Genomic DNA, 22,647 nt, shown 5'->3' with positions numbered 1-22,647 from the left:
GCGAACGCTAGCCTGGCGCCATGAGCAGCACGTCCGCCTCCCCGAAGCCGCTCGTCGCCCGCATCACCGCCTGGGCGCTGCGTCGCACGCTGGTGCGCGCTTTCCTGCGCTACAGCGAACGTCGCGGCCCTCAGCTCGCCGACAGCGTCACCTATCGCGCGTTGTTCAGCATCTTCGCCGCCGTTCTGCTCGGCTTCTCGATCGCAGCGATCTGGCTGGCGGGCAACCCGGCCGCGGTGAGCTCCCTCGCGGAGGCGGTCAACTCCGCTGTTCCTGGGCTCGTCGGAACCGACGGGCGCGGACTGATCGATCTGTCGGAGATCAAGGCCCCCGCCGGTCTCACGATCGCGGGCATCGTCTCGCTCGTCGGCCTCGTGGGAGCTGCGATCGGCGCCATCGGCTCGCTCCGCATGGCCGTGCGCACGATCGCCGACACCTCGGGCGAAGACGTGTTCTTCCTCTGGGTGCTGCTGCGCAATCTCGGTCTCGCCGTCGCGATCGCCGTCCTGCTCGTGCTCTCGGCCGCGGCGACCTTCGTCGGGTCGGTGTCCGTGACGACAGTGCTGTCGTGGCTCGGCGTGGCGGAGGATTCCGCTGCGGCACAGATCGGTACCCGCGCCGTCGGGGTGCTGGTCGTCTTCGTGCTCGATGCTCTCGTGGTGCTGCTGATGTTCTGGACGATGTCGGGCGTCAAGGCGCCGCGTCGCGCGCTTCTGGCCGGTGCGGCGGTGGGCGGTGTCGGACTGACCGTCCTGCAGGAGCTGTCGGGACTGTTCGTCGGGGGAGCGAACTCGAATCCGCTGCTCACGTCGTTCGCGTCGATCGTGGCTCTGCTGCTGTGGGTGAATCTGTCGGCCCAGGTACTGCTGATCGCAGCCTCCGTGATCGTCACCATCTCGCGCGAGGCCGAGGACCGGATGCGGGAGCGCTTCGGAGCGTCCACGTTCGCAGAGCGCCGTCGTCAACGCGCCGAGGATACGGTGCGCATCGCCTCCGAGGAGCTCCAGCGCGCGCAGGCCGCTGTCCAGGCGGAGCAGGACAAGGCTCTCGAGAGGGCTCAGCGGGCGTAACGCTCCACGAACGTCCTCAGCATGCGCGCGGGGTGCGTGACTGGCGCCCGGCGCACGGCGGCGAGCGTCGCGTCGAGCTCGCCGTCGGCGAAGTAGCCGTAACCCGCATAGGCGCGGATGCGAGTCGAGATGCCCGACACGTCGAGCTCGGGATGGAACTGGGTCGCGTAGACGTTGGCGCCGACGCGGAAGGCCTGCACGGGGCACGTGGGGGAGCCGGCGAGCAGCGTCACATGCTCGGGCAACTCACGCACGGCCTCCTTGTGGCCGACGAACGCCTCGAACGTGTCGGGCATCCCCGCGAAGAGCGGATCGTCGCGGCCCTCGGCGGTGAGCGAGACGGAGACGACGGAGATCGGCTCGGCGTACGTGCCGTCGATCGTCGCGCCCTGGTGCACGCCGAGGGTCCCGACCCCGTAGCAGGCGCCGAGGAACGGCATGTCACGTGCGACCACATCGTCGAGCAGTGCCGACATCTCCCGTTCCACCCGCACCTGCACGGACGACTTCCGCTCCGGCGGATCCGAGGCGTTGAAGGGGCCCCCACCGACGATGACGCCCGAGAGCTCGTCGAGGTCGAGTCGGGGCATCGGCTCCGCCTCGAGCCGCAGGCGCCGAAGCTCGGCGGGTGCCAGACCGGTGTGGCGGAGCATGAGGGCGTACTCCTCATCGGCGGGGCCGTCCTCGGCCCGGGTCGCGAGCAGCACGAAGGGTTTCACGTCGGGATTCTAGGTCACCGTGCGCGCCGGGTGGGCGGCGTCGTCCCGAGGTCTAGGCTGGGCCGCATGGCTATCGCACGACTGACCGGAGGCCCCCTCGACGGGCAGGTCATCCCTCTGGAAGAAGGCGTCGACGACGCACTCATCGTTCCCTACGGCGAGGGGCAGCTGGTCTACCAGCGCCAGGCGGCAGACGCCGACGCCGACGGGCCTCAGCAGGAGGTCTTCGCCTTCGTCGAGACGACCGAACCGGTCAATCCCGACGAAGAAGACCGCAACGAGTGAGCGCACCCCAGGAGCCGACGCGCTCGATCGAGATCGAGCGCACCTACGACGCCGACGCCGCCACGCCGCTGCCCGACTGGTCGAGCCTGCCGGACGTCGCACGCGTCGACCCGGCGCAGCCGCGTGACCTCGACGCCCGGTACTTCGATACGCCGGGCCTCGACCTCGCGCGGGCGAAGGTGGCGATCCGCCGCCGCACGGGCGGTCACGACGCCGGTTGGCACGTGAAGTCGAGCGCCGCCGAGGGCCGTCACGAATGGGGATGGCCGATCGTCGACGACGAGCTGACGGTGCCGGATGCGGTCGCCGCCGCCGTCGGGACCTGGGCTTCCGGTCCCTTCGTGCAGATCGCCCGCATCCGCAACAGTCGCACGGCCTACCTGCTCCGCGACTCCGATGGCGGTGTCCTCGCGGAGGTCGTCGACGATCGAGTGCGTGCGAGCGAGGCCGCGACGGGTGTCGAGAGGATGTGGCGGGAGTGGGAGGTCGAGCTCGGCCCGGCCGCACCCGCCGATCCGGCCTGGCGAGCTACGTTCTTCGCTGCAGCCGATGCGCTGGTCACCGCCGCAGGCGGCACGGTGTCCGCATCCGACTCCAAGCTCGGTCGCGCCTTGGGGCGCTGACCCCTTCTGCATTCGGAGCCGAGGATCAGAAGTTGATCTTCTGCGGTCCTTGTATCCGTGCTCCATTCGTGAATTCCGCAGAAAGACGCGGAAGTCCGGGAAACCCGCGAGATTCCGCGGCTCGCGGCGCTGTTCGACAGGCGAGGTCGAGATGACTGGGAATGAATGGAGATGACTCGTGATTGCTCGGCTAGAGCGTAGTCCAGAGCGTAGGTTTCGACGTTCGTGAGAAGTGCGAGGCATGGCGCTCCCGGAACCTGCCTGCACCTTTGGCTTCACCGAGCAGCAGCTCGCTCAGATCGAGCACGTCCCGCGTGTGACTCCATCGCCTTCCACGCTGAGGCGCGGATTCCCTGTCTCTTCATGTGTGAGCTGGGCAAGAACGTCGGTCATACCCGCGATTTACAAGAGCTCCTCGACGGTTCCTGAACGTCTTAGAGCGCCCGAGGTACACATCGCTTCATAGCGGGGAGCACGCATACCGCCCGGATCGCACGCACCCCGGGGTACTGCTTGCCGTTGACCTGCTCGGGTCCAGAGTGGCGACCGCTCCTGCTCGGAGACGATGCCGCGTAGTCAGTCGCATAGCGGGCGGAGCGCCCGGGGCGCTGAGTAACGCGATCCCAAGTGCTCCCGGAGCAGCAGTCCCCACGAGGAGAATCCGCTGTGCTGCTCGAGCAGGACTCAGGTACTGGTTTGGTGTCGATGTCTGGACTGGCGGCCGATGTGGGGCTTGGAGCGCGTGCGTAGCGTCGGTGTCAAACGAAAGGCATCTGATGATTAGAGTGAGATCTCTGACGAAACGCTACGGCGCGAAAGTCGCCGTCGACGGTATCGACTTCACTGTGAAGCCCGGCACGGTGACTGGCTTTCTGGGCCCGAACGGCGCGGGTAAGTCCACGACGCTCCGCATGATCATGGGACTGGATCGTCCGACGGCGGGTACGGCCGAGGTCAACGGGCGTTCCTATCTCGACTTGCCGGCACCGTTGCGCGAGGTCGGCGCGCTGCTGGATGCGCGTTCGGCGCACAAGCGGCGCACCGCGTACAAGCACCTGCTGGCGATCGCTGCGACGCACGGTATCGGTGCCTTCCGTGTGCGGGAGGTTCTCGGCATGGTCGGCCTGGATTCGGTCGCGGACAAGCGGGTGGGAGGATTCTCCCTTGGGATGAACCAGCGTCTCGGAATCGCCGCGGCGCTGTTGGGTAACCCGCAGACGGTCATCCTCGACGAGCCGGTCAATGGCCTCGATCCGGATGGGATCCTGTGGATCCGTGGGCTGCTCCGCCAGCTCGCTTCGGAGGGGCGGACCGTGCTGCTGTCATCGCACCTGATGAGCGAGATGGCGCAGACGGCAGACCAGCTGCTCGTGATCGGCAAGGGCTCGATCTTGGCGGACGGGCCGCTGCGCGAGGTGGTCGCTTCAGCGACCCGGCCGGTGGTTCGGGTGCGCACGAGGGACGCCGCGCGTCTTGTGCAGGCCGTCGCGGGTCCTGACGTGACCGTGACGACCGAGGCGGATGACACGTTCGAGATCGTGAATCTCGACGCGGAAAGCGTGGCGCAGGCTGCTGTGGCAGCAGGCGTCGTGCTGACAGAGATCGTCACGGTCGAGGGGTCTCTGGAGGATGCCTATCTTGCGCTCACTGCGCAGGAGACCGAATTCAGTGGAAAGGCGGGGATGTAGTGATGGCTGTGACAACGCAGCGGGGGCGGGCGGATGCTCGGACGGTTCGCCCCGCGTTCATTCATGTACTCCGGTCGGAGTGGATCAAGTTCTTCAGCCTGCCCGCGATCGTGCTGGGGCTGGTCGGGATCGTCGTGTTCGGGGTCGGCGGGAGCCTGTTCCTGGGTGTGACGCTGGAGTCGTCGGGGGTGCCTTCGGTTTTCTCGGCGGAACGCACAATGGCCGATGTCACTGTTCCTGCGGTGGTGATTGGGCAGATCATCGCCGGTGTCATCGGTGTGATGGTGATCGGCTCCGAGTACTCGTCGGGCAGCGTCCAGCCGACGTTCGTGGCCGTGCCCGACCGGCTGCGGGTGCTCAGCGCGAAGGCGATCGTGGCGGGGATGACCTGCGCGGTCACGGCAGCGATCACTGTGCTCATGGCGTGGGCGGTGACGACACCGATCTATGCGCAGTTCGGCCTCGACGCGCAACTGACGACTCCGGGTGTCGTCCCGGTGCTTGCCGGGTCCGCGCTATACATCAGGCTGTGTGCGCTGTTCGGCGTCGGCGTGGGAACCCTTGTGCGCTCAACGACGGCCGGATCGATCATCGTGTTCCTCGCCACTCTTTTGCTTCCCGTCGCGGTGTCTCTGCTGCCGTTCGGGATCGTGTCGCGCGTGCTGCGCATCATTCAGCTGGGCAACGCCGGCGATGCGATGAGCCGGATCGGTGAGCCCGGCGGGCCGTTCCTCGACGTGTGGACCGGGCACATCAGCCTTGGCGCGGGATCATTGATCGCAGTCATCTGGGCTGTGGTCGCGCTGATCACCGGTGCGGTCGTACTCAGAGTGAGGGACGTATGAGACGAAGCTCCTGGTCGTCGCCGGGCACCGCATCCGGTGCGGTGCCCGGCGACGGGCGTCTGCCTCTCCTGACGCTTCTCGTGCTCGCCGTGTACGTCGCGGCCTCGGTGTTCCTCGGGTACCTGTCGCTCGAATCATCGCTCCGCACGCCGGCGTGGTCGCTACTCCTCATGTTCGCCGCGGGCCTGGTGGCAGTTGCGCTGTGGCAGCGGCGTCCCGTCGTGGCGTTCATCGTCGTGCTGGTTCTGTTGCCGTTGTCGTTCTTCTGCGGGTCAGGTGCAGAGGCGATCCTCGTCTGCGCCGGACTGTATGGGATTGGCGCGCAGGGTCGAGCGAGGCGGGCGTGGACAGCGTTCGCGCTCGCGCTGGCTTCCGGTGTCGTCGCCGCGTTGGCTGTCGCGCTCCGGATCCGGTTCGGCCCGCCGTTCTTGGGTCTTGCCCCTCGGGCCGACGTCGATGCGTGGCCGACGGACTGGCTCAGCGGTGCCGGCGTCGCGACAGTCGCAGTGCTGCTCTTCACGCTGCTCGGAGTCAACGTCGGTCATCGACGGCGCGAGCTCCGTGGGCTTCGAGAGCGCGCGGAGCAGCTGCGTCGAGAGCGGGACCAGGAAGCTCACATCGCGGCTGTCTTGGAGCGGGAGCGGATCGCGCGAGAGATGCACGACGTGATCGCGCACAGTCTCGCGGTGATGATCGCTGTCGCGGATGGCGCCCAGGCCGCGGCCGTCTCTCGTCCTGACGAGTCGCGCCGGGCGATTGGGCAAGTCGCTGACACCGGGCGGCGGACGCTCGTCGAGATGCGCCGTCTGCTCCATGCGGTGCGGGGCGATGAAGACTCGCCTCTCAGCGCCGCCGCGCCACCTGGCACCGAGCAGCTGCCCGCGCTGATCCAGGAGTCCCGGGAGGCCGGGCTCCCGATCCGTCTCCAGCAGACCGGCATGCTCGCCTCCGACGCGGTGGTCCGGCTCACGGTATACCGCATCGTGCAGGAAGCGCTCACGAATACCCTGAGGCATGCCCGCAACGTGCGCGACGTACTCGTCGCGCTCTCGTTCACCGATGACGAGGCGTCGATCCTGGTCGAAGATCGATCCGACGTCGTGCAGTCCGTGACCGATCCGGGAAAGGGCCTTGTCGGGATCAGGGAACGAGCCGCGTTTTACGATGGACAGGTTGAAGCAGGACCTCGCTCCGGCGGCGGGTGGCGGCTCTTCGTGCGCCTACGGATGGAGCAGCAATGACAGCAGACGAAGCACGCCGGCCCCGCATTCGCGTGCTGATCGCAGACGATCAAGACCTGGTCCGCTACGGCATGCGGCTCGTCCTCGAAGCCGAGGACGACATCAGCGTCGTCGGCGAAGCCTCCGACGGATCTTCCGCGATCAGTACGGCGATGCGGCTTGCGCCCGATGTCATCCTGATGGACGTGCGCATGCCGGGAACGAACGGCATCGACGCGACACGCGAACTCAGCACGCGGCTCCCCGGTGCACGGGTGCTGGTGCTCACAACCTACGATCTCGACGAGTACGCCTTCGGCGCGCTCAGGGCAGGAGCCGCAGGGTTCCTCCTCAAGAACACCAGACCGGCCGAGCTCGTAGCCGCGATCCGCACCGTCGCGACTGGTGACGCCGTCACCTCCCCGCGCCTGACCTCCAAACTCATCGAAGTAGCGCTCCCGCAACTCACGCCGCAGAGCCCTGATCCCCAGGACGATGCACTCGCTGCTCTCACCGAACGCGAACAGGACGTGTTCGTCCAGGTCGGGCGGGGCCTGACGAACACGGAGATCGCCGAGGTCCTGCATCTGAGCGAGTCCACCGTCAAAGCGCACTTCGGCCGGATCCTCGTGAAGCTCGACCTCCCCAACCGAGTGCAAGCGGTGATCCTCGCATACGAACTCGGCATCGTCCGCGCCGGGGAGTAGGCATTCTCGACGCCGGAAGCCGGCTGACCGCCGATGAGAGTGTCAGCGGTTAGCTGGCCGTATACCCGCAGTCGCCATCGCGGCGTCGATGAGCACTTCCGCGGCACCGCGAGCCTGCACCGCGACCTGCGGATCCGCGGAAATGGCCGCCGTGCTCTGGGCACCTTCGGCGAGGATCGAGAGCTGCGCCGCGAGCGACGGCGGCGCTCCGATCCCAGCGACCAACTCCGACATGTACTCCTGAAACGAGGCCTTGTGCGCACGAACGATGCCCGCGACTTCCGGGCTCGTGCCTCCAAGCTCGCCGAACGCATTGATGAACGCACAACCGCGAAAACCACCGACGCAGAACCATTGCTCGAGATATCCGTACACCGCGAGCAGCCGCGATCGGGGATCGGAGCCCGCGTCCGCCACCGCGGCGGTCAGCGCAGAATCCCACTGCTCGTGCCTGCGCTGCAGCACCGCCGCGATGATGTCGCTCTTCGCGGGGAACAGGGCGTACAGGCGCTTGAGCGACACGCCGGCCGCAGTGCGCAGCTCATCCATCCCGACAGCCGCGAATCCCTTGCGGTAGTAAAGCTCTTCGGCGGCCGCGAGCACCTTCTCGCGTGCGTTCTCATCAACCATGCGCCCAGTCTACTTGACATGAGAACGTGCGTTCTCTAATCTGAATGACGCAACGTGAGAACGATCGTTCTCCGCAATATTGAGAGGATTAATCATGGGCTACATCACCGTCGGAACCGAGAACACCGCCCCCATCGAGCTGTACTACGAGGACCAGGGCGAAGGCCAGCCGGTTGTCTTGATCCATGGCTACCCCCTCAATGGACACAGCTGGGAGCGCCAGACCCGCGAGCTGCTCGACCAGGGCTACCGCGTCATCACCTACGACCGCCGCGGCTTCGGCCAGTCCTCGAAGGTTGGTGCCGGCTACGACTACGACACCTTCGCAGCCGATCTCAACACCGTGCTCGAAGCGCTGGACCTGCGCGACGTCGTGCTGGTGGGCTTCTCGATGGGCACCGGCGAACTCGCCCGCTACGTCGCCACCTACGGACACGAGCGCGTGGCGAAGCTCGCCTTCCTTGCGTCGCTGGAGCCGTTCCTCGTGCAGCGCGACGATAACCCTGAGGGGGTGCCGCAGGAGGTTTTCGACGGCATCGCCGCAGCCGCCAAGGGCGACCGCTACTCCTGGTTCACGCAGTTCTACAACGACTTCTACAACCTCGACGAGAACCTCGGCGAACGCATCAGCCAGCAGGTCGTCACCGCCAACTGGAACCTCTCCGTCACCAGCGCCCCGGTCGCCGCCTACGCCGTGGTCCCGGCCTGGATCGAAGACTTCCGCGGCGACGTCGAGGCCGTTCGAGACGCTGGCAAGCCGACACTGATCCTGCACGGCACCAAGGACAACATCCTCCCGATCGACGCGACCGCGCGCCGCTTCCGCCAGGCCGTCCCCGCGGCAGAGTACATCGAGATCGAGGGTGCGCCGCACGGCCTGCTCTGGACCCACGCCGACGAGGTCAACACCGCGCTGAGCGAGTTCCTCGCACGCTGACATTCGGATCAGCGCTAACAAGTCAGTCGGGCGAACCCAGCCGCTCGCCTATCGGCGTCCGATCATCGTGATCCCTGCAATCGCGCCGCACAACCCCAGCGCCTGGCGTTGGGGTTGTGCGGTGTTCGGATGAGGTAGGCAAGCATGATGTCGAGATCGCACCTCTCGACCTGTTGCGCATGACAAGTCCCGTCTTCGCCGCGGGATCCATGAAGTGCCGGATTCAGAGCACTGCGGCGATGGCCCCTACTCGGCATAAGAATGTCCCGCGACCTGCCGCCGCGGGACATTCTTCAGCCGCCACGCGGGTCAGAATCGAAAACCCAGAGCGTAGCTTAGAGCGTAGTTTTCACATTGCGCCATGATTTGAAACGACACAAGTCCCCGGTCAAGGGTCAAAAACCCAAGACGCACGGGTCACAAGAAACTGCTGTTTTTCAGAAGTTGATCATGTGACCCGCGAGACCGTGGAAGGCCTCCTGCAGGGCCTCGGACAGCGTCGGGTGCGTGTGCACGTTGCGCGCCAGCTCGAGTGCGGTGAGGTCCCACTTCTGCGCCAGCGTCAGCTCGGGCAGCAGCTCGGACACGTCCGGACCGATCATGTGGCCGCCGAGCAGCTCGAGGTGCTCCGCGTCCGCGATCAGCTTGACGAAGCCGACGGGCTCGCCGAGTCCGTGCGCCTTGCCGTTGGCCATGAACGGGAAGGTCGCGACCTTGATCTCGCGACCGGTCTCGCGCGCCTGCGCCTCGGTGAGGCCGAACGAGGCGACCTGCGGCGAGCAGAACGTCGCGCGAGGCATCATGCGGTAGTCGCCGAGCGCCATGGTCTCCGCCTTGCCGATCGTCTCGGCCGCCACGACACCCTGCGCCTCGGCGACGTGGGCGAGCTGCAGCTTGGCGGTGACGTCGCCGATCGCGTAGATGTGCGGCACGTTCGTGCGCATGTAGTCGTCGATCGCGATGGCGCCGCGGTCGGTGAGCGCGACACCGGTCTTCTCCAGGCCGAAGCCCTCGACGCGCGGGGCGAAGCCGATCGACATGAGAACCTTGTCGGCCTCGATCGAGCTCTGCGCGCCGCTCTTGTTGTCGGTGTAGGTAACGGTGACCTTGTCGCCGGAGTCCACGACCGACTCGACCTTGGTGGAGGTCAGGATGTCGATGCCGTAGTTGCGGTACTGCTTCTGGATCTCCTTCGACACGTCGGCGTCCTCGTTGGGAAGCGCGCGGTCGAGGAACTCGATGATCGTGACCTTCACGCCGTAGTTCGACATGACGTACGCGAACTCCATGCCGATCGCGCCGGCACCGACGATGACGATCGAGGACGGGAGCTCGCGCGAGAGGATCTGCTCCTCGTAGGTGACGACGTTCTCGCTGAGGGTCACGCCCGGAAGCAGTCGCACCGTGGAGCCCGTGGCGATGATGACGTTGTCGAAGGTGACCCGCTCGGTGGAGCCGTCGCTCTTCGCGACGTCGATGGAGTGGTCGTCGACGAAGGTTCCGCGGCCGTCGTACTCGGTGACCTTGTTCTTCTTCATCAGGTAGTGGATGCCCTTGACGCGGCCTTGCGCCACCTCACGGCTGCGGTCGAAGGCGACGCCGTAGTCGAAGCTCACCTCGCCGGTGATGCCGAACAGCTTGGCCTTGTGGGCGAAGGTGTGGGCGAGCTCCGCGTTCTTGAGAAGCGCCTTGGAGGGGATGCAGCCGACGTTCAGGCACACACCGCCCCAGTACTTCTCTTCGATGACAGCGGTGGACAGTCCGAGCTGTGCGCTGCGCACGGCCGCGACGTACCCGCCGGGGCCCGCGCCGAGGATGACGACGTCGTAATGAGGCATGCGTCAAGCCTATCGCTCGGTGGAGTTCGATCGGCCTGCCGTCCGCTCGCTCGCCGCCTGCTTCTGCTGGCGCGCCCTGGCGCCCAGGAGCCACACCACGAGGCCGATCGCGATGAGCACGACGACGGCTCCGACGACCCAGGGCCAGACGGGGGCGGACTGGTCGGGGCTCGAGGTCGGTTCGGTGAGGGTCGTCATCGTCGGCTCGGGGGTCGCGGCGGACTCGGGCGTCGCTTCGGGCGTCTCGGACGGCGTCGGAGTCGCGGTCTCGGCCGCGTTCGAGGTGAACGCGAACTCGCCGGAGATCGGGTGGCCGTCGCTGGAGACGACGCGCCAGGCCACGGAGACCGCGCCGCTGGCCGAACCGGTGAGCGGCTGGGTGACGACGTTGGCGCTGACGCTGGCAGCCCCGTCGGTCAGCGACGCGCCGGAGGCGTCCGTGACCTGGACGACGGTCGTCGACGCGTCCGAGAGCAGGTCACCGCTGAAGGTGAGGGTGAGGGCGGCGGGCAGCGCGTCGACCGTCGATCCCGACGCGGGATCCGACGAGACGAGCTCATCGTGGGCGAAGGCGGGCGCCGTGCCCAGCAGTACCCCGCCGGAAGCGATGAGAAGCGTGGCGAGAGCGGCGACGAGCGCGCGCACGGGACGACGGCGAGAGGTCTGGGAAGTCACGGCGATGAGCCTAACGCCGCGTGCTTTCGGTCGGCTGTGCGTGGCGGCGCCGCGCGGCCGGGACGATGCATGCCGCGCGCAGAATCCGCTTCCGAGGGCGATGTCGGGCAGAGGGTCGGATCGGTTAGGCTGAATGAGAGGAGGACGACGTGGACGAGCAGTACAGGCCCCGGCCAGACAGCATCCGTCGCGAGAGCGACCGAGCCGTGCCGGCGCACGACACCACGCAGACCTTCGGGCACGACTCGGACCTGTCCTTCGTGCCGTTCGGCAGCGAACTGAGCGAGCCCGAGCTCGAGGCGATCGAAGCACTCCCCTCGGGGGCCGCGCTGTTCATCGTGCGTTCCGGCCCGACTGCCGGGGCCCGCTACCTGCTGGACACCGACGTCACCACGGTCGGCCGGCATCCCGACGCCGACATCTTCTTCGACGACGTCACCGTCTCGCGCCGTCACGCCGAGATCACCCGCGTCGGGCGTGCGTTCGAGATCGTCGACCAGCGTTCGCTCAACGGCACGTATGTGAACGGCGAGCGCGTCGACCGCGACACGCTCAGCAACGGCGCCGAGGTGCGTATCGGCAAGTTCCGCCTCAACTTCTTCGTCTCGCCCGCCGACCTTCCGGTAGCGGAAGGCTGATGGCGGCGGTCTCCGCCCGCGGTCGCAGTGAGGCCACGGGCCTGCTCAGCATCGGGCAGGTGCTCGCACGGCTGACCCCCGAGTTCCCCGCGCTGACCTCCTCCAAGCTGCGCTTCCTCGAGGTGCAGGGCATCGTCACCCCGCGACGTACCGAGACCGGCTACCGCAAGTTCACGCCGAAGGACCTCGAGCGGCTGCGTCTGGCGCTCACGCTGCAGCGCGATCACTACCTTCCCCTGGTGGTCATCCGCGAGTACCTCGACGATCTGGATGCGGGGCGCGACCCCGCCGCTCCCGCGGGCGGCGTACCGCGTTCGATCGTCCCCGCCGCGCGGCGCTACCGTCGGGACGAACTGCTGCGGACGGCGGGCGCGGGCACCCAGCTCCTCAACGACGCCCTGAGCACGGGCCTCATCGTCGGTGGCGAGACATATGACGAGCAGGCGCTGGCGATGCTGCGCGCGCTCGTCGCGCTCGACCGTCACGGCATCGAGCCGCGCCACCTGCGTGCCGTGAAGCAGAGCGCCGATCGTGACGTCTCACTCGTGGAGTCCGCGCTCGCGCCGCTGCGGCGCCGTACGGACGCGGCCTCGCGCGGGCGCGCCGCGGAGACCGCGCCGGAGCTCGCCCGGCGCATCGCCGACGTTCGCGAGGCGCTCGTGCGCGCCTCGCTCGAGCGGCTCGACGGATGATCGCGCGACACGCCGAGTCTTCGACGCGGATGTCATTGCCGCAGGGGGAGGCCTCCTCTAGCGTGGAGGTAACCCGCGACACGAAGGAGGCGCCCGCATGACCGCTGGCGAACCGCTCGGCGAGATCCCTCTCGCTGCCGACCTCCTCTTCACCGACGGTCTGCCGCAGATGGACGACGAGGTCGGATATCGCGGTGCGGTGGCAGCGCGCGCAGCCGGTATCACGTACCGGCAGCTCGACTACTGGGCGCGCACCGAGCTCGTCGAACCCACGGTTCGCGGCGCGTCGGGATCGGGGTCGCAGCGTCTGTACGGCTTCCGCGACATCCTCGTGCTCAAGCTGGTCAAGCGCCTCCTCGACACCGGCATCTCGTTGCAGCAGATCCGCACCGCGGTCGAACAGCTGCGCGTCGCCGGGATCCGCGACCTCACCGGCACGACCCTCATGAGCGATGGTGCGTCGGTGTACCTGTGCACGTCCAACGACGAGGTCATCGACCTTGTCAGCCGTGGCCAGGGCGTCTTCGGCATCGCGGTCGGCAAGGTCCTGCGGGAGGTCGAGTCCACGCTCGTCTCGTTCGACCCGCAGGTGCCGGACCCCTCGGACGAGCTCGCTGCTCGCCGCACCCGCCGCACGGCCTGACCGTCACCTGGCGTCAGCCCGCCCATCACGGGGCTCTCCCTCGGCATGCAAGAAGCGCCGCCGACCCTTCGGTCGACGGCGCTCACCCAATGGTCACTGCGCGGGCACGTCCTCGGGGCTGGCGATACGACCCGTGCGCATGATGCGATCCAGCAACGCGTCGAAGTCCGCGGCGAGTTCCTGGGCGGAGTCGCCAGGCCAGATGTGCAGGGGCTTCGCCGCGCCCTGCGCCTGCTGCAGCGAGGTGCGCTCGGGCAGCTGAGGGGAGAGCACGAGCGGACCGAACATGTCGCGCAGCTCCTTGATGCGGAACTGGTGCTCGATCGACTGGGGCCGGACGCGGTTGACGACGATGCCCAGGGGCTGCAGGCGCGGAGAGAGACCGCGGCGGATCTCCTCGATGGCGCGGAGGGCGCGGTCGGCGGCGGCGACGGAGAACAGCCCCGGCTCGGTGATCACGACGACGCGGTCGCTGGCGGCCCAGGCCGTGCGCGTGAGTGCGTTCAACGACGGCGCACAGTCGATCAGTACGAGGTCGTAGTCGGCCTCGACGGTGGCGAGGGCTTCTTCGAGCTTCCACACGTCGCGCACGCTCGGATGCGGTCCGTCGAAGTTGATGGCGGACGGGCTGCCGATCATCACGTCGATCGTGCCCGGGTGCACCTTGGTCCAGCCGCTGGAGGTGATCGCCTGCTTGACGACCTTGTCCTTGGGATTGGCGAGGACGTCGGCCACGTTCAGGCGGCCGGCGACCTGGATATCCATGCCGGTGGAGACATCGGACTGCGGGTCGAGGTCGACCACGAGGGTCCGCACGCCGCGCGCGAAGGCCGCCGAGGCGAGACCGAGTGTCACGGTCGTCTTGCCGACGCCGCCTTTGAGGGAACTGACGGAAAGGACGTGCACGCTTCCCTACGTTACCGTCCCCTAGGCTGTGAGCACACTCAACGATGTGTGAGGCGGCGTACCCGGCCGCCGGACACCCCCGCCTCACGACGGATGCGAGGTCCCGATGTTCCGGAAGATCCTGGTCGCCAACCGCGGCGAGATCGCCATCCGCGCCTTCCGCGCGGCATTCGAGGTCGGGGCGCGCACGGTCGCCATCTATCCCTATGAGGACAGGTTCTCCCTCCACCGTCTGAAGGCCGACGAGGCGTACCAGATCGGCACCAAGGGTGCCCCGGTGCGGGCGTACCTCGACGTCGAGGAGATCATCCGCGTCGCCGTCGAGTCCGGCGCCGACGCCATCTACCCCGGCTACGGCTTCCTCTCTGAGAACCCGGAGCTCGCGGCTCGCGCGGCCGAGGAGGGAATCGCCTTCATCGGTCCGCCGGCCCGTGTGCTCGCGATGGCCGGCAACAAGGTGACCGCCAAGCAGCACGCACGGGATGCGGGAGTTCCGGTGCTCCGCTCGACCGAGGCGTCGGACGACGTCGATGCGCTTCTCGTGGCGGCCCAGGAGATCGGGTTCCCGCTGTTCGCGAAGGCCGTCGCCGGCGGTGGGGGACGCGGGATGCGACGCGTCGAGACCGCGGCGGAGCTGGGTCCTGCGCTGGCGGAGGCGATGCGCGAGGCGCAGAGCGCGTTCGGCGACCCTCGGATGTTCCTCGAGCAGGCGGTGCAGCGTCCGCGGCACATCGAGGTGCAGATTCTCGCCGACGGGGCGGGGGAGACCGTCCACCTCTACGAGCGCGACTGCTCGGTGCAGCGTCGCCACCAGAAGGTCATCGAGATCGCCCCGGCTCCGAACCTCGACGACGCCGTGCGCGCCGACCTGCATCGCTACGCCGTCGCCTTCGCCCGCTCGATCGGCTACCAGAACGCCGGCACGGCCGAGTTCCTGCTGGAGACGGCAGGCCCTCGCGCCGGCGAGGTCGTCTTCATCGAGATGAACCCTCGCATCCAGGTCGAGCACACCGTCACCGAGGAAGTCACGGACGTCGACCTGGTGCAGGCGCAGATGCGGATCGCCGCGGGGGCGACGCTGGCCGAGCTGGGGCTCACGCAGTCGGAGATCCCGCTGCGCGGCGCCGCGCTGCAGTGCCGGTTGACGACCGAGGACCCGACCCAGGGCTTCCGCCCCGACACCGGCAAGATCACGACGTACCGCTCGCCGGGTGGTGCGGGTATCCGCCTCGACGGCGGAACGACGGCGGCGGGCTCGCAGATCAGTCCGCACTTCGACTCGATGCTCGCCAAGCTGACGTGCCGCGGCAGGGACTTCCCGGCAGCCGTGGCCCGGGCGCGCCGGGCGCTGGCGGAGTTCCGCATCCGCGGCGTCTCGACCAACATCCCGTTCCTGCAGGCGGTGCTGGACGACCCGGCCTTCGCCGCAGGCGACATCAGCACCTCCTTCATCGATGAGCGCCCCGAACTGCTGCGCGGACGGGAGTCGAAGGACCGCGGCTCGAAGATCCTGAACTGGCTGGTCGACGTGACGGTCAACCAGCCGCACGGTACGAGGCCGGCGACGGCGTCGCCGACGGCGAAGCTCCCGCACCTCGACCTGCGCGCCCCCGCGCCCGCCGGGTCGCGTCAGCGCCTCCAGGAGCTCGGTCCCGCCGGGTTCGCCGCCGACCTGCGCGCCCAGACGCGACTGGCGGTCACCGACACGACGTTCCGCGACGCACACCAGTCGTTGCTCGCCACGCGGGTGCGCACGAAGGACCTCGTCACCGTGGCCCCCTACGTCGCTCGCCTGACCCCGCAGCTGCTCTCCGTGGAGGCCTGGGGTGGCGCCACCTACGACGTCGCGCTGCGCTTCCTCGGGGAGGACCCGTGGGAACGCCTCGACGCGCTGCGCGGAGCTCTGCCCAACATCGCGATCCAGATGCTGCTGCGCGGGCGCAACACGGTCGGCTACACCCCGTACCCGACGGCCGTCACAGATGCCTTCGTCGCGGAGGCGGCCGCATCCGGCGTCGACATCTTCCGCATCTTCGATGCTCTCAACGACGTGACGCAGATGCGTCCGGCGATCGACGCCGTCCTCGCCACGGGCACGGCCGTCGCCGAAGCGGCGCTCTGCTACACCGGCGACATGCTCGATCCCGCGGAGGATCTGTACACGCTCGACTACTACCTGCGCCTCGCGGACGAGATGGTCTCCGCCGGAGCGCACGTCATCGGCATCAAGGACATGGCGGGTCTGCTGCGCCCGGCTGCCGGAGCGCGTTTGGTCAGCGCCCTGCGCGAGCGTTTCGACGCGCCGGTCCACGTGCACACCCATGACACGGCCGGCGGCCAGCTGGCGACGCTCCTGGCCGTCAGCGCGGCAGGAGCCGATGCGGTGGATGCCGCCGCCGCCCCGATGTCGGGCACCACGAGCCAGCCGTCGCTCTCGGCGCTCGTCGCCGCCCTCGCGCACACCGAGCGAGACACCGGCATCCCGCTCGCCGCGGTCGCCGACCTCGAGCCCTACTGGGAGGCCGTGCGCCACCTGTACCGTCCGTTCGAGTCGGGGCTGCCAGGGCCCACGGGGCGCGTGTACCGCCACGAGATCCCCGGCGGGCAGTTGTCCAACCTGCGCCAGCAGGCGATCGCCCTCGGTCTGGCGGAGGACTTCGAGCTGATCGAGGACATGTACGCCGCGGCGAACGACATCCTCGGACGCGTCCCGAAGGTGACTCCGTCGTCGAAGGTCGTCGGCGATCTCGCGCTGCACCTCGCCGCGGTTCGCGCCGACCCCGCCGATTTCGCCGAGAACCCGCAGAACTACGACATCCCGGACTCCGTCGTGTCGTTCATGGCGGGCCAGCTGGGCGATCTGCCGGGCGGATGGCCCGAGCCCTTCCGCAGCAAGGTGCTCGCCGGCCGCACGATCGCGGAGACCGCGGGAGCGCTCGACGAGGCGGATGCGGCGGCGTTGACCGAGCCGGGGGCGAACCGGCGCGCCACTCTGAACCGGCTTTTGTTTCCCGGACCCACCCGCACGTTCCACGAGGCGCGGGACGCCTACGGGGATCTGGCCGTGCTCGACACGGCGGACTACCTGTACGGGTTGACACCCGGGGGCGAGCACGTCGTCGAGATCGAGCGGGGCGTGCAGCTGTGGGTGGGCCTCGAGGCCATCGGCGAACCCGATGACAAGGGCATGCGTACCGTGATGACCACGCTCAACGGCCAGCTGCGGCCGGTCTTCGTTCGCGACCGGTCCATCGCCGTCGACGCGGCACCGGCGGAGAAGGCCGACACCTCCAAGGCCGGTCAGATCGCCGCACCGTTCTCCGGCGTGGTGACTCTCAAGGCGACGCCGGGAGCGAGGGTGCGGGCGGGGGAGGCGGTCGCGTCGATCGAGGCCATGAAGATGGAGGCGGCCATCACGAGCCCCATCGACGGCGTCGTCGAGCGGGTCGCGATCGGGTCCACGCAGCAGGTCGAAGCGGGCGACCTTTTGGTCGTGGTCAAAGGCGCGCATTAGCCTGAGGTGGGCGCCGGGCCTCCGGCGGCCCGTTGGGAGAACCTAAGCCATGCCTGATCGTGACGATCAGATGACCGGCCACGACGACGACATCCTGGACCAGCCGGTCCGCGTCGACGCGGCCGGCATCGACATTCTCGGAACCCAGACCGCGCAGGTCGCGGTGACCCTGCCGGGCGCCGACGACGATGACGGGATCGACGACGATGTCGTCGCCGACGAGGCGGTCCCCGTGGCCGAGCCCGTGGTCATCGCGACCCTGGAAGACACGGGCGAGTTCTCGCCCGTGCGCACGTCCGACCTCGACATCCAGGACGCGGAGATCGAGTCTCCCGCGGCCGAGGAGCCTCAGCCCTCTGTGGCGCGTTCGCCCGAGCCCGTTGCGCCTGCGACCACGCGGGTGCGCGTTCCGTCGTCGACCCCCGACCCCGTGGCCCCGCCGGCTCCGGCCGCGACAGCGGCTCCCGCGGCCGCGACGCGATCCGAGCCGGTCTCCATCGCACCCGTGGATGCCACCCCGGCACCCGTCACTCTGGCGGCACGACGCGTCGATCAGGAGGAGTCCCGGCGCGAGAGCGCGGATCTGCTGACGGCCGATCGGCTGCTGGAGACCGACCGCCTGCCCAGGCGTGAGCCCGAGGGTGCTTGGCCGAACCTGGTCTACACGCTCAGTCGTGGCCGTGTGCGCCTGGGCGACAGTCGCCGCTCCCGCGAACGGCGCGAACTCGACGCGCGCATCGCCGCGCCGCTCGAGGGCGGTGCGCGCTTCGTGGCGGTCCTCTCGCGCAAGGGCGGCGTCGGCAAGACCACGGTGACGGCGCTGCTCGGAATGGCGCTGGCTGATGCGCGCGACGACCGGGTCATCGCGCTGGATGCGAACCCCGATCGCGGCACGCTCGCCGAGCGCGTGGGCCGCCCGAGCGGAAAGACCGTGCGTGACCTTGCGACCAACGCGGCGCCGATCCACGGGTTCAACGAGATCTCGGCGATCGTCGCCCGCGACGACACCCGCCTCGACGTGCTCGCCTCCGACACCGATCCCCACGTGTCCGAGGCGTTCGACGACGCGGACTATCGCGAAGTCGCCGCTCTCGCCGCGCACTACTACTCCATCGTGCTGACCGACACCGGCACCGGCATTGTGCACTCGGTGATGGATGCGACGCTGGAGGCCGCCGATGCGCTCGTCATCGTGTGCGGGCTCAGCGTCGACGAGGCGCGGCTGGCGTCCGAGACGCTCACGTGGCTCGAGACGAACGGCTACACGGATCTGGCGCGCTCGTCCGTCGTGGTTCTGAACGCGTCTCGCCCGGGGGCGCCGTTGGTGCGCCTGGACGAGCTGGAGGAGCACTTCCGCTCGCGCGTGCGGCAGGTCGTACGCGTGCCCTATGACGCGCGCATCGCCACGGGCAGTGCGATCTCGTTTCGCGACCTCCAGCCCGCCACGCGCGCCGCGGCGCGCCAGCTCGCCGCCGTCGCCGTCGAGGGTCTGCGCGTGGCGGCCGCATCATGACGGTGAGAGCCATCCGGCTGTTCGGCGACCCTGTGCTCAAGAGTCGGGCGAGCGAGATCGTCGACATCGATGAGGGCGTGCACGCGCTCGTGCGCGACCTCGTCGAGACCGTGGAGCTGCCGGGCCGCGCCGGCGTCGCCGCGCCGCAGATCGGCGTCGGGCTGCGGGCGTTCAGCTACAACGTCGACGGCGAGATCGGATACATCCTCAACCCGGTGCTGGTCGAGGTCTCCGGCGAGCCGGAGTTGACCGGCGAGGGGTGCCTCTCGGTGCCCGGTCTCTGGCACGACGTGATGCGATACCCGCATGCGAAGGTCGCAGGCATCGACCTCGACGGCAACGAGCTCGTGCTGGAGGGCGACGGCCTCATGGCGCAGGCGCTGCAGCACGAGACCGATCACCTCGACGGGATGCTGTACCTCGACCGGCTCGACAAGGAGCGCCGGCGGGTGGCGTTGCGCGAGGTGCGCGAGAGCGACTGGTTCTGAGTCACGAAGAAGGCGGGCCGGCATCCGAGATCGGATGCCGGCCCGCCTTCTCGTTGACTCAGGGGAGCGGGACGTTCTGCGTCGTCTCCTCGGGCGCCCGGTAGAGCTGCTCGACGTCGTCGGCGAAGTCCGCGAGGATCACGTTGCGCTTGATCGACAGCTTCGGCGTGAGGTGGCCGCTGGCCTCCGTCCACTCCGTGGGCAGGATCACGAACTTGCGGATCGACTCGGCGCGGGAGACGCCGGCGTTCGCCTTGTCGATGGCCTGCTGCACCTCGGCGCGGACCGCGGGGTCGTGCGCCGCCTGGGCGAGGGTGAGGTCCTTGGGGCGGCCGTTGTTCTCCAGCCACGTGGGCAGCATCTCGGGATCCAGCGTGACCAGCGCCGAGATGAAGGGCTTCTGGTCGCCCACGACCACGACCTGTCCGATGATCGGGTTGGCGCGGATCGGGTCCTCGAGCGCGGCGGGTGCGACGTTCTTGCCGCCCGCGGTGACGATGATCTCCTTCTTGCGGCCGGTGATCGTCAGGTAGCCGTCGTCGTCGAGCGAACCGAGGTCTCCGGTCTTGAACCAGTCACCGTCGAACGCCGCCGCCGTCGCCTCCGGGTTCTGCCAGTACTCCTTGAACACGTTCACACCGCGCACCTGGATCTCGCCGTCCTCCGCGAGTCGGATGCCGACACCCGGGATCGCGGGGCCGACGGTGCCGATCTTGGACCGCGTGGCGAGATTCACCGTCGCGGGCGCGGTGGTCTCCGTCAGACCGTAGCCCTCGAGGATGTGCACGCCGAGGCTGTGGAAGAAGTGCCCGAGGCGCGGACCGAGGGGCGCCGAGCCGGAGACGGCGTAGCGCACCTGACCGCCCATGGCATCGCGCAGTTTGCTGTAGACGAGTTTGTCGAAGAGGGCGAACTTGATCTTCATCCCGAGGGGGATGCGCCGGCCGTCCTGCAGGTAGGCCGAGTGATCGATCGCGACCTGGGCGGCCGCACGGAAGATCTTGCCCTTGCCGCCGGCCTCCGCCTTCTGCTCCGCCGAGTTGTAGACCTTCTCGAACACGCGCGGCACGGCGAGCAGGAAGGTCGGCTTGAAGGAGCCGAGCGCGGCCAGCAGCTGCTTCGTGTCGGGCTGGTGGCCCGTCTTCACGCCCGCGTGGATGTTGAGGATCGAGATGAAGCGCGCGAACACGTGCGCCGTCGTGATGAACAGCACGGTGGAGGCGCCGGGCGTGTTGACGACTTCCTTCAACGAGGTGGCGGAGTTGCGCGCGAGCTCCACGAAGTTGCCGTGCGTCAGCACGCATCCCTTCGGCCTCCCGGTCGAGCCCGAGGTGTAGATGAGCGTGGCGATATCGGAGGATTCGGCGAGCCCGCGTCGGCGCTGGATCTCTTCGTCGGGCACGGCGGAGCCGGCGGTGATCATCGTGTCGAGGTCGCCGGCGAACATCTGCCACGAGGAGCGCACGAGGGGGAGCCGGTCGCGCACCTCGGCGAGTCGAGACGCGTGCTCGGCGGTTTCGACGAGGCAGGCGACGGCGCCGGAGTCGGAGAGGATCCACTCGATCTGGCTGGGGGAGCTCGTCTCGTAGATCGGCACCATCACGGCACCCGCGTAGAAGAGCGCGAAGTCGACCAGCGTCCAGTCGTAGGTCGTGCGGGCCAGGAAGCCCACCTTGTCGCCGGGGGCGACACCCGCCGAGACGAACCCCTTCGCGAGCGCGACGACCTGGCCCTCGAACTCACGTGCGGTGATGTCGCGCCAACCGTCGCCGTCGGGGACGGCGAACAGGGGACGGTCGGGAGTCGCGCGCACGCGCTCCACGAGCAGGTCACTCACGTTGGCGTGCGGGTCGGCGGGGACGATCGCGGGCACTTCGAACACTGTTGCGCTCATGTCGGCAGCTCCTTCGGTACCGGACGGGTTGCTATGAGACGCAAGTCTACGCATGCATGGAACTCAGTCCCACCGTTGCGGCAGTCGCGACGACTTAATCCGGCCCTGCGGAAGGCGGCCTGCCCTGCGCCGACTAAGCTTCTGGAGGCCTTACCGGACGAAGGGACGACAGTGTTCGCAGTGGGAATCGACATCGGCGGAACGAAGATCGCCGGTGGCGTGGTCGACGAGCACGGCACGATCGTTCGCAGGGCGCGCGTCGCGACCCCCACGGATGTGGCGGGCATCGAGGTCGCCGTGGGGCAGATGATCACGGAGCTGTCTGCGGGCGAGCAGCTCGTGGCCGGCGTGGCCGCGGCGGGCTTCATCGATCGGGAGCGTTCGACCGTCTACTTCGCCCCGAACATCGCCTGGCGCGACGAACCGCTGCGCGAGCGCATCGAGCAGCGCACCGGCGTGCGCGTGCACATCGAGAACGACGCGAACGCGGCCGGCTGGGCGGAGTACCGCTTCGGTGCCGGAGAAGATCTGCGCGACGTCGTCATGCTCACGCTGGGAACGGGGGTCGGCGGTGCCGTCGTCGTGGACGGCAATCTGCTCTCGGGCGGTCACGGCGTGGCCGCCGAGCTCGGCCACATGCGTCTGGTCCCCGAGGGACGCACGTGCGGATGCGGCCAGCGCGGCTGCCTGGAGGTGTACGGATCGGGTCGTGCTCTCCAGCTCGAGGCGCGCGAGATCGCCGTGGATGCGGAGTTCGGCATCGGGGCGCGACTGGCCGCGGCGTCCCGTGAGGAGGGCGGGCTGACCGGTGCCGCCATCTCGCGCCTCGTCCAGGACGGCGACCCCGGTGCGCTCGAGGCGCTGCGGCGCATCGCGGTGGCGGTCGGAACGGCCTGCGGCGGGCTCGCCGCGATCCTCGACCCGGAACGTTTCGTCATCGGCGGGGGAGTGTCCCAGCTCGGCGAGGTGCTGCTGGAGCCGATGCGGGAGGCTTTCGCCGCCGCGATGCCCGCGTATGGTTATCGTCCGGTCGCCGATTTCCAGGTGGCCCGTCTCACGAACGACGCCGGCGTCATCGGCGTCGCGGATCTGGCTCGACGTCGGGCGGTCGCAGGGGGCTGA

The 22,647-nt window shown here is 68.6% G+C and carries 21 protein-coding genes; 15 read left to right on the top strand and 6 right to left on the bottom strand.

All coding sequences use genetic code 11. The features are described 5' to 3' along the window. Positions 1 to 20: 20 nt before the first annotated feature. The gene (locus tag KYX17_RS17150) at positions 21 to 1,070 is read left to right on the top strand and encodes a YihY/virulence factor BrkB family protein (RefSeq protein WP_243228119.1); all 1,050 of its coding nucleotides are present in this window, start codon (positions 21 to 23) and stop codon (positions 1,068 to 1,070) included. On the opposite strand, the gene KYX17_RS17145 is transcribed toward KYX17_RS17150, so the two are convergent. After that, entirely contained in the window at positions 1,058 to 1,789 is a 732-nt protein-coding gene (locus KYX17_RS17145; RefSeq protein ID WP_243228118.1) for a glutamine amidotransferase, read from the bottom strand. The two genes, KYX17_RS17150 and KYX17_RS17145, sit on opposite strands and share 13 nt — an antisense overlap. Positions 1,790 to 1,855: 66 nt before the next feature. On the opposite strand from KYX17_RS17145, the gene KYX17_RS17140 reads away from it, so the two are divergent. From KYX17_RS17140 to KYX17_RS17115, 6 genes are all read left to right on the top strand, one after another. After that, on the top strand, positions 1,856 to 2,074 hold the full coding sequence (locus KYX17_RS17140; RefSeq protein ID WP_137416704.1) for a response regulator: 219 nt from the start codon (positions 1,856 to 1,858) through the stop codon (positions 2,072 to 2,074). Beyond that, the gene (locus KYX17_RS17135) at positions 2,071 to 2,697 is read left to right on the top strand and encodes a CYTH domain-containing protein (RefSeq protein ID WP_243228117.1); all 627 of its coding nucleotides are present in this window, start codon (positions 2,071 to 2,073) and stop codon (positions 2,695 to 2,697) included. Before KYX17_RS17140 ends, KYX17_RS17135 begins: the two co-directional genes overlap by 4 nt. Positions 2,698 to 3,473: 776 nt before the next feature. After that, on the top strand, positions 3,474 to 4,385 hold the full coding sequence (locus KYX17_RS17130; protein ID WP_243228225.1) for an ABC transporter ATP-binding protein: 912 nt from the start codon (positions 3,474 to 3,476) through the stop codon (positions 4,383 to 4,385). Between the two features lie 110 nt (positions 4,386 to 4,495). Next, positions 4,496 to 5,230: a hypothetical protein gene (locus KYX17_RS17125; protein ID WP_243228116.1), complete on the top strand. Its 735-nt coding sequence runs from the start codon at positions 4,496 to 4,498 to the stop codon at positions 5,228 to 5,230. 80 nt (positions 5,231 to 5,310) lie between these two features. Further along, the gene (locus KYX17_RS32075; RefSeq protein WP_243228115.1) at positions 5,311 to 6,471 is read left to right on the top strand and encodes a sensor histidine kinase; all 1,161 of its coding nucleotides are present in this window, start codon (positions 5,311 to 5,313) and stop codon (positions 6,469 to 6,471) included. Next, positions 6,468 to 7,157 carry a response regulator transcription factor gene (locus tag KYX17_RS17115; protein WP_243228114.1) on the top strand — a complete coding sequence of 230 codons (690 nt, stop codon included), beginning with the start codon at positions 6,468 to 6,470 and terminating at the stop codon, positions 7,155 to 7,157. The genes KYX17_RS32075 and KYX17_RS17115 overlap by 4 nt, the downstream gene beginning before the upstream one ends. Before the next feature lie 42 nt (positions 7,158 to 7,199). Here the strand turns inward: KYX17_RS17115 and KYX17_RS17110 are convergent, their stop codons facing one another. Beyond that, entirely contained in the window at positions 7,200 to 7,787 is a 588-nt protein-coding gene (locus tag KYX17_RS17110; protein WP_243228113.1) for a TetR/AcrR family transcriptional regulator, read from the bottom strand. A 94-nt stretch (positions 7,788 to 7,881) separates the two neighbouring features. On the opposite strand from KYX17_RS17110, the gene KYX17_RS17105 reads away from it, so the two are divergent. Next, on the top strand, positions 7,882 to 8,724 hold the full coding sequence (locus tag KYX17_RS17105) for an alpha/beta fold hydrolase (RefSeq protein WP_243228112.1): 843 nt from the start codon (positions 7,882 to 7,884) through the stop codon (positions 8,722 to 8,724). A 437-nt stretch (positions 8,725 to 9,161) separates the two neighbouring features. Here KYX17_RS17105 and lpdA read toward each other — a convergent pair whose 3' ends face one another. Both lpdA and KYX17_RS17095 read right to left on the bottom strand, forming a co-directional pair. Beyond that, a complete protein-coding gene (gene lpdA / locus KYX17_RS17100; protein WP_243228111.1) occupies positions 9,162 to 10,562 on the bottom strand; it encodes a dihydrolipoyl dehydrogenase in 1,401 nt (466 codons plus the stop codon). A 9-nt stretch (positions 10,563 to 10,571) separates the two neighbouring features. Then, positions 10,572 to 11,237, bottom strand: a complete 666-nt coding sequence (locus KYX17_RS17095) for a copper resistance CopC family protein (RefSeq protein WP_243228110.1) — start codon at positions 11,235 to 11,237, stop codon at positions 10,572 to 10,574. A gap of 149 nt (positions 11,238 to 11,386) precedes the next feature. Here KYX17_RS17095 and KYX17_RS17090 point away from each other — a divergent pair, with 149 nt between their 5' ends. The 3 genes from KYX17_RS17090 (at position 11,387) to KYX17_RS17080 (ending at position 13,210) form a co-directional block, all read left to right on the top strand. Continuing rightward, positions 11,387 to 11,875 carry an FHA domain-containing protein gene (locus KYX17_RS17090; protein WP_374208965.1) on the top strand — a complete coding sequence of 163 codons (489 nt, stop codon included), beginning with the start codon at positions 11,387 to 11,389 and terminating at the stop codon, positions 11,873 to 11,875. After that, positions 11,875 to 12,567: a MerR family transcriptional regulator gene (locus tag KYX17_RS17085; RefSeq protein WP_243228109.1), complete on the top strand. Its 693-nt coding sequence runs from the start codon at positions 11,875 to 11,877 to the stop codon at positions 12,565 to 12,567. The genes KYX17_RS17090 and KYX17_RS17085 overlap by 1 nt, the downstream gene beginning before the upstream one ends. Positions 12,568 to 12,664: 97 nt before the next feature. Next, entirely contained in the window at positions 12,665 to 13,210 is a 546-nt protein-coding gene (locus KYX17_RS17080; RefSeq protein WP_137416709.1) for a MerR family transcriptional regulator, read from the top strand. Between the two features lie 93 nt (positions 13,211 to 13,303). Here the strand turns inward: KYX17_RS17080 and KYX17_RS17075 are convergent, their stop codons facing one another. Next, entirely contained in the window at positions 13,304 to 14,116 is an 813-nt protein-coding gene (locus KYX17_RS17075) for a ParA family protein (protein WP_243228108.1), read from the bottom strand. Positions 14,117 to 14,222: 106 nt separating this feature from the next. On the opposite strand from KYX17_RS17075, the gene KYX17_RS17070 reads away from it, so the two are divergent. From KYX17_RS17070 to def, 3 genes are read left to right on the top strand one after another with little or no spacing between them, the layout of a single operon-like run. Continuing rightward, positions 14,223 to 17,630: a pyruvate carboxylase gene (locus tag KYX17_RS17070; RefSeq protein ID WP_243228107.1), complete on the top strand. Its 3,408-nt coding sequence runs from the start codon at positions 14,223 to 14,225 to the stop codon at positions 17,628 to 17,630. A gap of 49 nt (positions 17,631 to 17,679) precedes the next feature. Then, positions 17,680 to 19,143 (top strand): MinD/ParA family protein, encoded by a 1,464-nt coding sequence (locus tag KYX17_RS17065; RefSeq protein ID WP_243228106.1) that lies wholly within the window; start codon positions 17,680 to 17,682, stop codon positions 19,141 to 19,143. Continuing rightward, on the top strand, positions 19,140 to 19,631 hold the full coding sequence (def, locus tag KYX17_RS17060) for a peptide deformylase (protein WP_243228105.1): 492 nt from the start codon (positions 19,140 to 19,142) through the stop codon (positions 19,629 to 19,631). Before KYX17_RS17065 ends, def begins: the two co-directional genes overlap by 4 nt. A gap of 58 nt (positions 19,632 to 19,689) precedes the next feature. Here def and KYX17_RS17055 read toward each other — a convergent pair whose 3' ends face one another. Then, on the bottom strand, positions 19,690 to 21,525 hold the full coding sequence (locus tag KYX17_RS17055; protein WP_243228104.1) for a long-chain fatty acid--CoA ligase: 1,836 nt from the start codon (positions 21,523 to 21,525) through the stop codon (positions 19,690 to 19,692). Positions 21,526 to 21,696: 171 nt separating this feature from the next. On the opposite strand from KYX17_RS17055, the gene KYX17_RS17050 reads away from it, so the two are divergent. Further along, a complete protein-coding gene (locus KYX17_RS17050) occupies positions 21,697 to 22,647 on the top strand; it encodes an ROK family glucokinase (RefSeq protein WP_243228103.1) in 951 nt (316 codons plus the stop codon).

This window comes from Microbacterium sp. CIAB417 (assembly GCF_022788845.1).
This window is presented reverse-complemented; position numbering and strand designations above follow the sequence as displayed.